This window comes from Rhodococcus sp. IEGM 1381 (assembly GCF_030056795.1).
Lineage (GTDB): Bacteria > Actinomycetota > Actinomycetes > Mycobacteriales > Mycobacteriaceae > Rhodococcoides.
In genome coordinates, this window is record NZ_JASHKQ010000009.1 from 1 (window position 1) to 14,881 (window position 14,881).

Sequence of the window (14,881 nt, forward strand, 5' to 3'; positions counted from 1 at the left end):
GCACTGACATTCATCGACACACTGTTGAGTTCTCAAAGAACACGCACACACCATTCACCTCCGAGCTGAAGCTCGTGGGTGTCCGGGGCAACCGTTCCAGCTTAGATCAGATGATCGAGCACAGTCAAACTGGCTTCTCATCTATGAAGGAGTCCAACCTTGCGGTTCAACTACCTTCATTGTGCCGAGCGAACTCCGCGTTGCTCAGGCCTCGCGGTCTGGGCTGGCGTCCGTGTCGCTCTGACCTGGACAAAGTTACGCCCCGGGCAACAACGCGTCAAATCCCCAGGTCGTTCGCACGCGAATTGTGTGAACAGCCTGGTCGCAACCGATCGACTACCCACCTGACGGGCGTAGTAACCAAATTACATGGATGTGACTCCGGCCACTGACAACAAGCGAAGCTAGCTAGAGACCCGCGCGCCTGCGAAGTTCCGCTTTCCGCGTCGGACCACAAGCCACCGTCCGTGCAGAAGATCGTCCGCGGTGGGCGTCCAGTCCTCGTCGGAAATCTTGACGTTGTTGACCGATGCGCCGCCCTCCTTGACCGCGCGTCGGGCAGCGCCCTTGCTCTCGCTCAACCCCGTAGCGACGAGCAGATCGACGATGGTGTTCGGTGCACCTGCTTCGATGTCCGCCACGGACGCTTCCTGTAGCGCGGCGGCGAGCGTCTTTTCGTCGAGTTCCGTCAGTTCGGCCCGTCCGAAGAGCGCCTGGCTGGCGAGTTCGACCGATCGCGTCGCCGCTTCACCGTGAACGAGTGTGGTCATCTCGGCGGCCAGGCGCTTCTGCGCTTCGCGCGCGTGCGGACGCTCGGTGGTCGCCAACTCGAGTTCTGCCAACTCGTCCTTCGGCAGGAACGTGAACCAGCGCAAGTACTTCACTACGTCCGCATCACCGGTATTCACGAAGTACTGGTACCAGGCGTACGGGCTCGTCATCTCCGGGTCGAGCCACAGGCTGCCGCCTCCGGTGGATTTGCCGAACTTCTTGCCATCGGCGGACGTGACCAGGGGAACCGTCATGGCGTGGACCGACTCGGCGTCCTGTCGCCGGTTCAGTTCCACCCCGGCGATGATGTTTCCCCACTGATCGGAGCCACCGATCTGGAGGCTGCAGCCGTACTGGCGGCGAAGCTGCACGTAGTCGTTCGCCTGCAGCAGCATGTAGCTGAACTCGGTGTACGACATTCCGTCGCTCTCGAGCCTGTTCTTGACCGTCTCGCGGGCGAGCATCACGTTGACCGAGAAATGCTTGCCGATGTCGCGTAGAAAATCGATGGCGGACAGCTCGCCCGTCCACGACAAATTGTTCACCACCACCGCACCCGTAGGGCTTTCGTCCAAGTCGACGAACCGTTCGAGCTGACCACGGATACGCGAGGCCCACTCGGTGACGACCTCGGGAGAATTCATGGTCCGCTCCCCCACGTCGCGAGGGTCACCGATCAGTCCCGTCGCACCGCCGGCGAGAATGATCGGCCGATGTCCGGCCCGCTGAAACCGCTTGAGAGCGAGCAACGGCACCAAGTGCCCTGCGTGCAGCGACGGACCAGTCGGATCGAAACCGGAATACAGCGTGATCGGACCCTCGGACGTCGCTTCCCTCAGCGCGTCCACATCGGTGGACTGCGCAATCAGCCCGCGCCAGGTCATTTCGTCGATGATGTTCTCACTCACGACGTCGATCTTCCCGCATGGACGGATCGACCCGTCGGTCAGGCCCGTGGGCCACCGGGCGCAGCAGCGCGCGGACTGCGTTTGTAGCTCGATACCGCCGAAGATCCACGGATCCAGAAGCGCCACGGTCGATCGGCTGCCAGACTCACCCCGACGCGTGGGCCAGACGCGACAGCCTGGTCCGGCAGCGGGTGCTCGAGTATCCGAAGGGTGACAGCGGCCGAGGCGTCGAACAGTTCCGTTCCGTTGTCCGCCAGCGCGACGCCCAAGGCTCGACCGAGATTGCCCGGCCCACGGGCCCAGCCGGCCTCCACCCGTGCAGACCGTGGACTGCGGCCGGGGCGCCTGCTCTCGACGATGTCATGACCGGCCACCACTTCACCCGCACGGAGTAACACGGCGGCGGCCGTCCCGTCGGGACCGCAGCTGACGTTCATGCACAAATGCAGGCCATAACTCAGGTACACGTACAGCCGGCCCGCCGGCCCGAACATCACCTCGTTGCGGGGTGTCGAACCACGGAAGGAATGCGCCGCCGGGTCGGGCCACGGACCATCGAGTGGACCGCCGTATGCCTCTACTTCCACGATGCGCAGAGACACCTCGCCTGCGTGGACGGTTCCCCCGAGAATGCGTCGGGCTGCATCGTCCGGCTCTCCGCTTTCCAAGTCAGCGACGTTCACCCGTCCCATGATGCTGCGCCCTCGACCACGACGCGCCGACGGGGCTATGACTTCGACATCCGATGAAGTCTGGAGGCCGACATGGCGTTCACCGGGCAACATGCTGTCGAGGTAACTCGCGATCACGATGCTCGGCATCCTGCCGTTCGTCGTCATGTTTCTGATCACGTCGATCTATATGCAGCGCGAACAAACCTCGGGAACGCTCGAACGCCTGCTGATGACGCCGATGTCCAAGCTGGAGCTGCTGGCGACCTACGGCTCCGCGTACTCGCTCGCCGCGGTGGGACGAGCCCTGCTCGCGTGCGCTGTCGCAGTCAGATGCCGAGCTGGTTGAGCGCAGTCAGCAACGTTCTGCCGTTGACCTACCTGGTGGACGCTCTGCGGGAGATATCCCGCCACCAAACGTCACCGGGCGCATGGGGACCGATATCGCTGTGGTCGTGGCGTTCACCGTTGCCGCTCTGACCGGGGCGGCCGCGACACTACGTCGACGAACCCCGTGAGCGACCGGGCGGCCTAGGAAGTGGCGCGGGCCAGAATCGACTCGTGCTCGGCGTCGTCGACATCACGCGCGTCGTCGGCGAGCAGCACCGGGATGCCGTTCTCTATCGGATATGCGCGACGCAGTCGAGGGTTGTAGAGCAGTTCGCCCTCGACCAGCAACAGCGAGCCCTTGTCCACCGGGCACGCGAGGATGGAAAGCAGTGTCGAATCGATTGCCACAAGTGTCCTTCGTTCTGCTCCGACCGAGTCGGAGTGATGTACTCGACCACGCTACCGAACCCGACTTTCGTCCTGCAGGCCGCAATCTCAGGATGACTTTTCGGCTGCCGCGTCCCTACCGACAAACCGCTCGGCAACAACAGCTTTGGTCAAACGTCGGTAACTGTTCGACTCCGAGTCGTAAAACCACGACCGGGCACTGGGCGTCGGGATACCCGCTTCCTTCAGCGCCGTCGCATTGGGCCGATAGGCGCGGCCCACCGGGATTTCGGACACTACGTGCACGATCGCCGGACGCTCGGCCGGAAGCAGCGCACCGAGCGTGTCCGTCAACGCACGAGCGGTGATCACTGCTTCGGGTTGCAGCGAGATGGCGCAGACAGCAACCTCGGTGGCAGCCGCGTCGACACGAACCGACCGTGGACGATCGGCAGTGACGTGTACACCGTAGACCACAGCCGAATCCACCTGGTCGAGATCGCCGACAGCATCGACGATGGGCTGGGTGTAGACCGGGCCGCACGCCGACCGCACGACGGTGTCCTTGCGGTCGATCAGCCAGTAGTCTCCGTCGGAATCGCGTCGGAAGAGATTCTCGGTGGGAATCCATGCGTCCGTGGGCTCGAAAACACCGCGCATCACATGGCTGGTCGCTTCGCCCTCGCCACTCGGTCGGCCCAAGAGCAGCCCGATCTCGTCGTCGCGGCATTGCCGAACGAAACCGTCGTCGTCCTCTTCGAGTCGGCCGGTGATCGGGTCGTAGGCCGCAAGGGCAACCCGGGCACTGCCGGGCAGGGGGCGGCCTTTCGAGCCGATCTTCGATCCGGCCACGTTGGCCAGAATGACGTCGTTCTCGGTCGATGCGTAGAACTCGAGCACCCGAGCAGGGCTGAACCGAGCCAGCGTGCGGCGCCACAGTCCGACCGGCATACCGGAGCCGATGAACAGGCGAACCGGATGACCGGAATCTACTGGGAAACGACCGTCGTCGAGGATCTGCCGCATCATCGTCCACGTGTAACTGACCACGGTCACGCCGTAGCGGTAGACCTCTTCGCTGAATCGCTCGGGGTCGAGACCACGGGAGAGCGCAATCCGCGACCCACCCGCGAGCGCACCACCGATCGTGACCAGAATTCCCGCCGAATGATGTAGCGGGGCAAGGCAATACACGGTATCGCCAGGGCCGAGCGCAGCCGTGGTCGCGGTGCCGAAGGCCGAGAGCGCCCAACGGTGATTGGTGATGTACCGGGGTTCCAGGCCACGATCGGTCGTCGTGAACAGGATCATGGCCAATTCTCGAGCGCGTCCCGGATCGGGCTCGTACCACTGAGGCAGGCGCACACCGTCGGGATCGATGGCCTCGAGATCGGTCACCTCGTATCCGTTCGGTATCTCGAGTCGACGCGTCTCACCGCCACCGAGTACCAGAACATTCGGTGTCACCGGCACTGCGGCTGCGACGTTCTCGGGATCTGTGATCACGGTGTCGACATCGACCGTCCGCAGCGCTGCAGTCAGGTCGCTGCCCGGCTGCAGCAGAACCGGCACCGCCCCGATCCGCGACAGTGCAGCCATGGCGGCCAACGCACTGGGGCGCGTCTCCATCAGCACTCCGATGCGAGACGCAGGGCGCACCCCGACACTGATCAGACCGCGAACGACATTGTCGATGCGTACGTTCACCGCGTCATAGGTGTGCACACGGTCGTCGAAGAGGAAGCACTCACCGTTCGGGGACTTGCGCCCCTGTTCGGCGATCAAGCGGCCCAACGAGACTCGACTGTGCGGCTGCATCTGCCCGAGGCGGGCGAGCCGCGGCAGCGTACGCACGGCCTCGGACGAAATTTCACGGGTACCTCGTACCGCGCCGGTCGCTGCCGATGCCAGCCCCCGGCCGACCCCGACGCCCACCTCGGCAATGGAGGCCGCCGTGTGGATCAGTCGATTGGTGATCGACACTCCGCTGTCGGTGTCGCTGTGGTCCTCGCGCTCCATCACGCGGACAGCCTCCGGCTTCGGTCCGAGATCCTCCCGCCACCGAATCCAATTGCCCGTCGTCGGCCACGTCTGTGCAGCGGCTGTACTGCCGACGACAAGGCCGAAATGACCTGCGCGCAAGGTGGTCTCGAATACCTGTGCGCGCGGCGCCGCTCGCTGGATGCCGCGTACGGCCAAGGGCTGACCGATGTCGTCGACCTCTCCGACGAAGGCAAGCACCGGCACCGTCAGTTCGGCCAGAGTCAACAATCTGTCCTTGATGACGAACCCGCCGGTCATCATGCGGTTGTGCACGACGAACTGCTTCAGCAACTCCGCCACGGCTGGGCCGGACCATGCCACCCACCCGTCCATCGCCAGAAAGCGTCGCTGCGGCTCGCGCGGCAACAATGCCTCACGGTCGTGCAACTGCCGCAGGAAATCCAGGCGGGATCGGACGGTTTTCGCCGGATCGAGAAGCTGAAATCCCGTCCGAGCCATCCAGCCCGAGACGGCCAGCCGGGTGAAGACGTGATCGGCGAGAAACTCTGCGCCCCGGGTGGCCACGCCGGCCGGGATTCCCAGCGGCAGACCGGCCAATGTGTCGACGGGAGCCCCGAACGTGATGAGGCTGGCCAGGTTTCGTCCACCCCGATAGGCAGCAGCCTGGTAGCAGAACATCCCGCCCTGCGAGTATCCACCGAGATGGACGTCTCGCCCGGTGTGCTCGTGCACCTTGTCGACGACCTCGCTGATCGCCACGACGTGATCGGCGAGAGTACGGCTCCACCCGCCCTCTTCGGTATCGGGCGAACCGAAATCGACCACCCATGGATCCAGGCCCATCCCGTGCAGAATTCCGGCCGCACCCTGCTCGGTCGTGACGTCGTAGACATCCGCCGACACCATCATCGGCGGAATCAGCACAACAGGAGGGCTGTCCGCGGGTACGTCGTCGGGGAAGTACCGGCGCAACCGATACATGGGCTCGCGGTCCATCACCCGAAACGGCGACGGGTCCACCTCGGTTTCGAGGCCACCGAGACGAATGACCTCGAGACCGTTCTGGGCCGTGGCGATGGCACGCCGCAGTGGTCCACGTACGGCATCTGCATTCAGTCCCACCAATACACTCCTGCGTTCGGCCCGACGGAACGACCGGCATCGGTCTTCGCGTGACGAAAGCTTCTCACATCACACTCAAGGAAACCGGCGTGGATGTCCCTTGCTCGCCTAGTGTTGCAACACCGGTTCCTCGGCCCACGCACGCAGCGTCGACGCCGTCGCCCGTACGCCCCCGAGCTGATGCGCCACCTGCACAGCGGCGGTGCCGCCGCGAGCATCACGCGACGAAATCGAACCCTCCACCGTGAGCACCTCGCGAACATCCGGAGTGAGCGCTGGATCGATGGCGGCGAGTTCGTCATCGGTCAGATCGGCCAGTCCCACGCCCCGTGCTTCCGCCGCCCGGACGCAGGCTCCAGCTGCCTCGTGGGCCACCCGGAAGGCAATCCCCTGTCGTACCATCCACTCGGCGATATCGGTGGCGAGCGTGAATCCGGCCGGAGCCAGCTCGGCCATGCGTTCGGTGTGGAACTCGAGCGTCGCCGTCAATCCGGTGAGTGCCGGGAGCAACAGCTCCAGCTGCGCCACCGAATCGAACACCGGCTCCTTGTCTTCCTGGAGATCCCGGTTGTAGGCCAACGGTTGAGCCTTGAGCGTGGCCAACAGGCCGGTCAGGTTTCCGATCAGGCGGCCGGTCTTGCCACGAGTCAGCTCCGCGACGTCCGGATTCTTCTTCTGCGGCATGATCGAGCTACCCGTCGACCACGCGTCGGCCAGGGTCACGTATCCGTACTCAGGGGTGCTCCACGAGATGACCTCCTCGGCGAACCGCGACAGATCCACGGCCGTCATCGCCAGTACGAACGCCGCTTCTGCTGCGAAGTCACGCGAGGACGTGGCGTCGATCGAGTTCTCGGCGGACGACTCGAACCCGAGCTCGGCCGCGATCTTCTCCGGACTGAGCCCGAGCGACGAACCGGCGAGCGCACCGGAACCGTACGGCGACACCGCCGCTCGTTTGTCGAAGTCGGCAAACCGCTGCACGTCGCGCAACAGCGGATGAGTGTGCGCGAGCAGATGATGCGCGAGTAGCACCGGCTGCGCGGCCTGCGAATGAGTCTTGCCCGGCATGACGGCCGTCGGGTGCGCCGCGGCCTGAGTTGCCAGAGCGTCGACCACATCGAGAACCCCGACCGAGACCCGGCGGACCGCATCGCGCAGCCACATTCGGAACAGCGTCGCCACCTGGTCGTTTCGTGATCGGCCTGCACGCAGCCGTCCACCGACCTCGGGTCCGACGCGATCGATGAGACCGCGCTCGAGAGCGCCGTGCACGTCTTCGTCGGTCTCGGCCGCCGCGAAGGCACCCGAGTCGACGTCGTCGGCAAGGCGTTGCAAACCGTCGAGCATGGTCTCGAGGTCCTGTGGGGTGAGCAATCCGGCACCGTTCAGCACGCGGGCATGCGCCATCGATGCTCGGATGTCGTAGGGCGCGAGTACCCAGTCGAAGTGCGTCGACTTGCTCAGAGCCGCCATCGCGGCGGCCGGTCCGGATGCGAACCTGCCGCCCCAGAGCGAACCTTCGTTGGTTCCGTGTGCGCTGTCCGAGGTTGTCACAGGCCCAGGTCCCGCTTCGCTGCGATCTTCGAGGACAGGCCGTGCAGCTGAACGAATCCCTTGGCCGCGGACTGGTCGAACGTGTCGCCCTCGTCGTAGGTAGCGAGATTGAAGTCGTACAGCGACTCGCCACTACGACGGCCGTTGACGATGATGCCCCCGGCGTGCAGCACCAGACGGATGTCGCCGGACACATGCTCCTGCGTGTGCTGCACGAACGTGTCGAGAGCACCCTTGAGCGGGGAGTACCACAGTCCGTCGTAGACCAGCTCGGCCCACTTCTGATCGGTGTGGCGCTTGTAGCGGCCCAGTTCGCGCTCGAGGGTCACGTGCTCGAGCTCCTCGTGCGCGCGGATGAGCACCATGGCGCCCGGAGCCTCGTAGATCTCACGACTCTTGATGCCGACGAGCCGATCCTCGACGACGTCCAACCGGCCGACACCCTGCGCGCCCGCCCGAGAGTTGAGCTCTTGAATCGCTTCGAGTACCGAGACCGGACGGCCGTCGATCGCGACGGGACGACCTTTGTCGAACGAGACGATCAGCTCGTCCGGGGCCTGGAAATTGACCGTCGGATCCTGGGTGTAGTCGTAGACATCCTTGGTCGGCGCGTTCCACAGATCTTCGAGGAAGCCGGTTTCGACCGCACGACCCCAGACGTTCTGGTCGATCGAGAACGGCGACTTGGTGGTCACGTTGATCGGGATGTCGTTCTCTTCGGCGAACTTGATCGCCTTCTCGCGGGTCCAGGCGTAGTCGCGGACAGGCGCCAGCACCTCGAGCTCGGGGGCGAGAGTGTTGAAGCCGACCTCGAACCGAACCTGATCGTTGCCCTTGCCTGTACACCCGTGTGCAACAACGGTTCCGCCGTGCGCCCGCGCGTTCTCGACGAGGTGCTTGACAATCAACGGACGGCTGATGGCCGACACCAGCGGATACCGGTCCATGTAGAGCGCGTTGGACTGCACCGTCGGTAGGCAGTATTCGTCGGCGAACTCGTTCCTGGCGTCGACAACGACGGATTCGACTGCGCCGCAATCGAGTGCGCGCTGACGTACGATCTCCATGTCTTCGCCGCCCTGGCCCAGATCGATGGCGACCGCGACGACCTCCTTGCCGGTCTCCCGCCCGATCCAGCTGATGGCGACAGAGGTGTCGAGTCCGCCGGAATAGGCGAGGATGACGCGTTCGGCCATGGTGTTCAAGCTCCTTCGTTGTTCTTGTTGCGCATGATGGGTAGCCGGATCTCAGTTACCGCGTCGAGCAAGCTTTTCGATCTTGTCCGCGACCTCGCCACCGGTATGTGGCTCGCGGGCTATCAAGAGAATCGTGTCGTCACCTGCAATGGTCCCGACGATCTCGGGCATCGCAGCACGATCCAGAGCGCTGGCCAGGTAGTGCGCAGCGCCGGGCGGTGTTCGGAGCACGGCCTGGTTTCCGCTGTGATCGGTGGACACCAACAACTCCCCCAGCAACTTCAGGAGGCGGTCGGTGCCACCGGACACCCCGCGGACCGGGCTGCCGTCCTCCGGCACGACGTACACGCCCACTCCGCCGTCCGGGGCGCGCAGTTTCACCGCACCCAATTCCTCGAGATCCCGCGAGAGCGTGGCCTGAGTGGTGTCGATCCCCTCGGCCGCGAGCAACGACGCCAGCTGCGGTTGACTGCGCACCTGATGCGTGGCCAGCAACGCGATGATCCGCGCCTGCCTGCCCGCCCGAGTCGACGCGGTCAACGGCATCGCACTGACGTCCTCGCTCATGGTCGCTGGGCCTGTTCGAGGAGCCAGACCAGCAGAGCCTTCTGCGCGTGCAGACGGTTCTCGGCCTCGTCCCACACGACGCTCTGCGGACCGTCGAGCACCTCGTCGGTGATCTCCTCGCCCCGATGGGCGGGGAGGCAGTGCAGCACCACAGCATCGGACTTGGCCTTGGACAGGAGATCGGAGTCGATTCGATACGGCCGGAAAGGGGCGACACGATCGAGACCGTCGTTCTCCTGGCCCATCGACGTCCAGGTGTCGGTGACCAGCGCGTCGGCACCGGCAGCGGCCTCGGCCGGATCCTCGGTGATGGTGATGGTGGCCCCGGTTTCCTCGGCGCGCGCACGGGCGGCGTCGAGGACGTATCCGAGCGGCGCGAACTCCCTGGGCGCGGCGATCCTGACGTTCAGCCCGGCCGTCACTCCGCCGATGAGCAGCGAGTGCGCCATGTTGTTGGCACCGTCACCGAAATATGCCAACGTGCGCCCCTTCAGGTTCCCTTTGTGCTCGATCAGGGTCTGCAGATCGGCGAGTACCTGGCACGGGTGGAATTCGTTCGACAGGGCGTTCACGATGGGAATTGTTGCGCCGGTTGCCATCTGCTCGAGCCGCTTCTGCCCGAAGGTGCGCCACACGACGGCCTCGACGTAACGCGAGAGCACCCGGCCGGTGTCCTGCAGCGTCTCTTCACGACCGAGTTGGGTGTCGCTTCCGGTGACCACGACGGCATGCCCGCCCAGTTGCGCGATGCCCAACTCGAAGGAGAAGCGCGTCCGGGTGGAGTTCTTTTCGAAGATGACGCCGATACCCTTCGGGCCTTCGAGCGGGCGCTTCGAGAAAGGTGCCCGCTTGAGTTCGGCGGCCAGAGCGAGGATCTCACCCTGCTGCTGTGGGGTGACGTCGTCGTCCCGGAGGAAGTGCTGAACGGTCATGGCTGATGAGCCTCCTGTGCTGCGTCGAGAATTGCCGGCAATGCCGTAACGAACGACGCGGCTTGTTCTTCGGTGATGATCAGTGGTGGTGCAAGGCGGAGCACGTCCGGCTGTGCCGCGTTGAGAAGAAAGCCTGCGTCTCGCGCGGCCGCCTCGGCCGCCGGCGCGATCGCAGCGGTGAGCACAACTCCCAGGAGGAGCCCCGATCCCCGGACATGGCTGACGAGAGGGTGTTCGAGGGCCTCGATGGAGTGAGCGATGGTCTTACCGATGCTGTCGGCGTGAGAGAGGAGATCCTCGGCGGCGATGGTGCGCAACACCGCCAACGCGGCAGCGGCACACACGGGATTACCACCGAACGTGGTGCCGTGCTTACCCGGATGCAGCAGTTCCCCCGCCGCTCCGATACCGATGCACGCACCGATGGGAAGGCCACCGCCCAGGCCCTTCGCGAGCGTGATCACGTCGGGCACGATGCCGACCGACTGATGGGCATAGAACCAGCCCGTTCGACCGATGCCGGTCTGCACCTCGTCGAGCACCAGCAGTGCACCATGTTTCGCGGTGATCTCACGCGCAGCAAGGAGGTAACCCTCGGGCGGTACCACCACACCGCCCTCACCCATGATGGGTTCGAGAAACACCGCGGCGGTATCGGAATCGACGACTGCTTCGAGTGCGGCCACATCGCCGTACGGCACGTGCTGCACGCCCGCGGGCATCGGCTCGAACGGAGTCCGCTTGTCGGCTTGTCCGGTGAGTGCAAGAGCTCCCATCGTCCGCCCATGGAAGGACTTCTCGGCTGCCACGATGTTGGGACGACCGGTCAGGCGAGCGATCTTGAACGCTGCCTCGTTGGCCTCGGTTCCCGAGTTGCACAGGAACACTCGCCCGGTGGCCCCGGCACCGAGGTGAGCGAGCAATTGCTCGGCCAACGCGATACCGGGTTCTGTCGCATACAGATTCGAGGTGTGTCCCAGGGTGGACAGCTGCGTGTTGACCGCCTCGATCACCGCCGGATGGGCGTGGCCGAGGATGTTCACGGCGATACCGGCGAGAAGGTCGAGGTACTGCTTGCCGTCGGCATCGGTCACCACTGCACCGTCACCGCGCACGAGCGCCACGCGCGGCACACCGTAGTTGTCCATCAGCGAATTCGACCACCGCTGTTGAAGATCGAGCGTGGACTCCGTGCCGGTCATGGCGTGACTCCTGACGTAGAAGAGTGATCGGGGGTGACCATGGTGCCGATCCCCTGGCCGGTGAACAGTTCCACCAGAACCGAATGTTCGACGCGCCCGTCGATGACATGTGCAGTCGGCACACCTGCTCGAACGGCGCGCAGGCACGCTTCCATCTTCGGCACCATCCCGGCGTCGAGGGAGGGCAATAACGCATCGAGCGCGGACGCATCGATCTCGGACGTTAGCGAGGTGCGATCCGGCCACGCGGTGTAAAGACCCTCGACGTCGGTGAGCACGACCAGTTTTTCGGCACCGATAGCACTCGCCAGTGCGGCGGCTGCGGTGTCGGCGTTGATGTTGTGCACCACGCCGTCTCGGTCGGGAGCGATGGTGGACACCACCGGAATACGTCCGGCCGCAATGAGATCGAAGATCGCCGTCGGATCTACCGAGGTGACGTCGCCTACCAGACCGATGTCGGTCTGGTCGCCGTCGACGAGCACGGTTCGCCGGGTAGCCGTGAACAGGTGCGCGTCCTCGCCGGAGATGCCGACGGCATACGGCCCATGACTGTTGATCAAGCCGACGAGTTCACGGCCGACCTGCCCGAACAGCACCATTCGCACGACGTCCATGACCTCGGGCGTCGTGACGCGGAATCCGCCGCGGAACTCGCCCGTCAACCCGAGCCTGGTGAGCATTGCCGAAATCTGCGGGCCACCACCGTGTACGACGACGGGATGGATTCCGACGGTACGCAGGAACACCATGTCGGCGGCGAACGCACGTTTGAGGTCATCGTCGATCATGGCGTTTCCGCCGTACTTCACCACGACGGTCTTACCCGAGAATCGTTGCAACCAGGGCAGAGCCTCGGCGAGCGTGAACGCCTTCTGCGCGGCCGTCAACTGCAGGTCTGCCGAGGTCATGACGAATACGCCGAATTCTCTTCGACGTACGCGTGCGAAAGGTCGGTGGTTCGAATGGTGGCCGAACCGGAACCGAGACCGAGGTCTATGGTCACGGCGATATCGACACCCGACAGGTCGACCTCACGAGCACCCGGCGCGCCGACGCCGTCGATGCACACGGGATTGCCGTTGAACGACACCGCAATTCGATCCGGATCGAGTTCGATCGGCGCGATACCGATCGCAGCGAGCACCCGTCCCCAGTTCGGGTCCGAACCGAACAGCGCCGTCTTGGTCAAGCTGTCCCTGGCAACGGTCCGTGCGCCGATCAGGGCCTCGTCCTCCGACATCGCACCCGACACGGTGATCTTCACTCGCTTGGTCACGCCCTCGGCGTCGGCCATCATCTGATCGGCCAAGTCGTCGCACACCGCCAGGACCGCGGCGTCGAGGTCGTCCTGAGACGGTGCCACTCCACTGGCCCCGGACGACATCAGGAGCACCGTGTCGTTGGTCGAGGACGCGCCGTCGACATCGAGCCGATCGTAGGACAGCCGAGTGGCCGCACGCAGGGCCTTGTCGAGCTGTTCCGCGGTGGCGACCGCATCGGTGGTGATGACACTGAGCATCGTGGCCAGCGAGGGTGCCAGCATGCCAGCACCCTTGGCCATACCGCCCACGTTCCACTTGTCGGCGTGATGAATCGCCGCCTGCTTCGGCACGGTGTCGGTGGTCATGATCGCGTACGCCGCATCGGTACCACCCGAAATGCCGCCTGCGAGTTCGTGCACCACCTCGGTCACACCGGGCAGCAGCTTGTCCATCGGCAGCCGATCACCGATGAGGCCCGTCGAGCACACGGCAACCTCGATGGCCCCGGTCTCCGAACCCCAATTGCTCAGTGCGGACGCAACTTCCTCGGCCGTACGATGCGCATCCTGGAACCCGGGCGCACCCGTGCAGGCGTTGGCACCACCGGAGTTGAGAATCACCGCACGCAGCCGGCCGGTGGAGAGCACCTGCTGGGACCACAGCACCGGAGCGGCCTTGACCTTGTTGCGGGTGAACACACCCGCTGCCGCGAAGTCGGGTCCTTCGTTGAACACCAGGGCCAGATCCGACCTGCCACTTACTTTGATGCCGGCGGGAATTCCAGCCGCGCGGAACCCGGCAGGCGAGGTGACACCTTGTGTGCGGACCAGCTTTCCCGCAGCCGTGCCGGTGGACTCCGCCTCGCTCCGAACGCTGCTCATGGCGCTACTCCTACGGTAGAGAGACCATCGGTCTCGGTGATTCCCAATGCAAGATTCATGGATTGAACGGCGGCTCCCGCCGTTCCCTTGGCCAAGTTGTCGATGGCCGCAATGACGACGAGGAGGCCTGCGTCGGCATCGACCGACACGCTCATCTGTACGGCGTTCGACCCGATCACCGAACCGGTCTGAGGAAGGCGGCCGGCGGGAAGCACGTGTACGAAGGGTTCTGCAGCGTAAGCCTTTTCGTATACCTCGACCGCCTGCTCGGCAGTGGCAGTGGTGATCGCGGTACAGGTGGCCAGAATTCCGCGGGGCATGGGCGCGAGAACCGGCGTGAACGACACCGCAACCGCGCTCCCGGCAACGGCCGACAGATTCTGCACGATCTCCGGCGTGTGTCGGTGGGCACCCGCCACTGCGTACGCCCGAACCGAACCCATCACCTCCGAGCCCAAGAGGTCTGCCTTGGGAGCTCGACCGGCACCCGATGTACCGCTCACTGCAACGATATTGACCCGCGGCTCGATGATGCCGGCGGCGACGGCCGGCGCGAGCGCGAGAGACGACACCGTCGGATAGCACCCGGGAACCGCGATGCGGGTCGCACCGACCAACCGATCTCGGAGGCCCGGCAGCTCCGGCAGGCCGTACGGCCAGCTGCCTGCATGCGGACTCTTGTAGTACTTCTCCCAGGCAGCACCGTCGGTAAGACGGAAGTCGGCACCGCAATCGATGATCACCACCGACTCGGGCAGCGCAAGTGCAAGCTCGGCGGACTTGCCGTGCGGGAGCCCGAGGAACACGACATCGTGGCCGGCCAGCTCCTCGACGGTGGTCGGACCGAGAACTCGGTCGGCCAGCGGCAACAGATGCGGATGGAACTCTCCGAGCGTGGAGCCGGCATTGCCGCCGGCCGTCAGCGAACCGATGACCAGCGAACCGTCGCGCACCGCCGGGTGCCCGAGCAGAAGCCGAAGAATTTCACCGCCGGCGTACCCGCTTGCGCCCGCTACCGCAATGCGCCTCGGCACGGCCTCCGAAATAGTCATGCGGTTTATTATGCAGCATCATGCAAGCTCATTCAT

General features: G+C 64.8%; 12 protein-coding genes and 1 pseudogene. 1 reads left to right on the forward strand and 12 read right to left on the reverse strand.

Annotation, left to right across the window (positions count from 1 at the left end; all coding sequences use genetic code 11):
• Positions 1 to 404: 404 nt before the first annotated feature.
• Entirely contained in the window at positions 405 to 1,679 is a 1,275-nt protein-coding gene (gene tyrS, locus QM797_RS18335; protein WP_283277108.1) for a tyrosine--tRNA ligase, read from the reverse strand.
• Positions 1,680 to 1,717: 38 nt separating this feature from the next.
• On the reverse strand, positions 1,718 to 2,371 hold the full coding sequence (locus QM797_RS18340; RefSeq protein WP_283277234.1) for a DNA-3-methyladenine glycosylase: 654 nt from the start codon (positions 2,369 to 2,371) through the stop codon (positions 1,718 to 1,720).
• A 106-nt stretch (positions 2,372 to 2,477) separates the two neighbouring features.
• Between QM797_RS18340 and QM797_RS18345 the strand changes: the two are divergent.
• Positions 2,478 to 2,868: pseudogene (locus tag QM797_RS18345) on the forward strand (ABC transporter permease); the annotation flags it as partial.
• A gap of 13 nt (positions 2,869 to 2,881) precedes the next feature.
• On the opposite strand, the gene QM797_RS18350 reads toward QM797_RS18345, so the two are convergent.
• The 10 genes from QM797_RS18350 to argC form a co-directional block, all read right to left on the reverse strand.
• Positions 2,882 to 3,088, reverse strand: coding sequence for a Trm112 family protein (locus QM797_RS18350; protein ID WP_032378947.1), 207 nt, complete (start codon positions 3,086 to 3,088; stop codon positions 2,882 to 2,884).
• Between the two features lie 87 nt (positions 3,089 to 3,175).
• A complete protein-coding gene (locus QM797_RS18355; protein ID WP_283277110.1) occupies positions 3,176 to 6,196 on the reverse strand; it encodes an AMP-binding protein in 3,021 nt (1,006 codons plus the stop codon).
• A gap of 105 nt (positions 6,197 to 6,301) precedes the next feature.
• A complete protein-coding gene (gene argH / locus QM797_RS18360; protein WP_283277112.1) occupies positions 6,302 to 7,750 on the reverse strand; it encodes an argininosuccinate lyase in 1,449 nt (482 codons plus the stop codon).
• Positions 7,747 to 8,946: an argininosuccinate synthase gene (locus QM797_RS18365; protein WP_283277113.1), complete on the reverse strand. Its 1,200-nt coding sequence runs from the start codon at positions 8,944 to 8,946 to the stop codon at positions 7,747 to 7,749. The genes argH and QM797_RS18365 overlap by 4 nt, the downstream gene beginning before the upstream one ends.
• Before the next feature lie 51 nt (positions 8,947 to 8,997).
• Positions 8,998 to 9,513 (reverse strand): arginine repressor, encoded by a 516-nt coding sequence (locus QM797_RS18370; protein ID WP_057476212.1) that lies wholly within the window; start codon positions 9,511 to 9,513, stop codon positions 8,998 to 9,000.
• Positions 9,510 to 10,445 carry an ornithine carbamoyltransferase gene (gene argF / locus QM797_RS18375; protein ID WP_283277114.1) on the reverse strand — a complete coding sequence of 312 codons (936 nt, stop codon included), beginning with the start codon at positions 10,443 to 10,445 and terminating at the stop codon, positions 9,510 to 9,512. Before argF ends, QM797_RS18370 begins: the two co-directional genes overlap by 4 nt.
• A complete protein-coding gene (locus QM797_RS18380) occupies positions 10,442 to 11,647 on the reverse strand; it encodes an acetylornithine transaminase (RefSeq protein ID WP_283277115.1) in 1,206 nt (401 codons plus the stop codon). Before QM797_RS18380 ends, argF begins: the two co-directional genes overlap by 4 nt.
• A complete protein-coding gene (gene argB, locus QM797_RS18385) occupies positions 11,644 to 12,558 on the reverse strand; it encodes an acetylglutamate kinase (protein ID WP_283277116.1) in 915 nt (304 codons plus the stop codon). Before argB ends, QM797_RS18380 begins: the two co-directional genes overlap by 4 nt.
• On the reverse strand, positions 12,555 to 13,793 hold the full coding sequence (argJ, locus tag QM797_RS18390; protein WP_283277117.1) for a bifunctional glutamate N-acetyltransferase/amino-acid acetyltransferase ArgJ: 1,239 nt from the start codon (positions 13,791 to 13,793) through the stop codon (positions 12,555 to 12,557). The genes argB and argJ overlap by 4 nt, the downstream gene beginning before the upstream one ends.
• On the reverse strand, positions 13,790 to 14,845 hold the full coding sequence (argC, locus tag QM797_RS18395; RefSeq protein ID WP_283277118.1) for an N-acetyl-gamma-glutamyl-phosphate reductase: 1,056 nt from the start codon (positions 14,843 to 14,845) through the stop codon (positions 13,790 to 13,792). The genes argJ and argC overlap by 4 nt, the downstream gene beginning before the upstream one ends.
• Positions 14,846 to 14,881 lie beyond the last annotated feature (36 nt).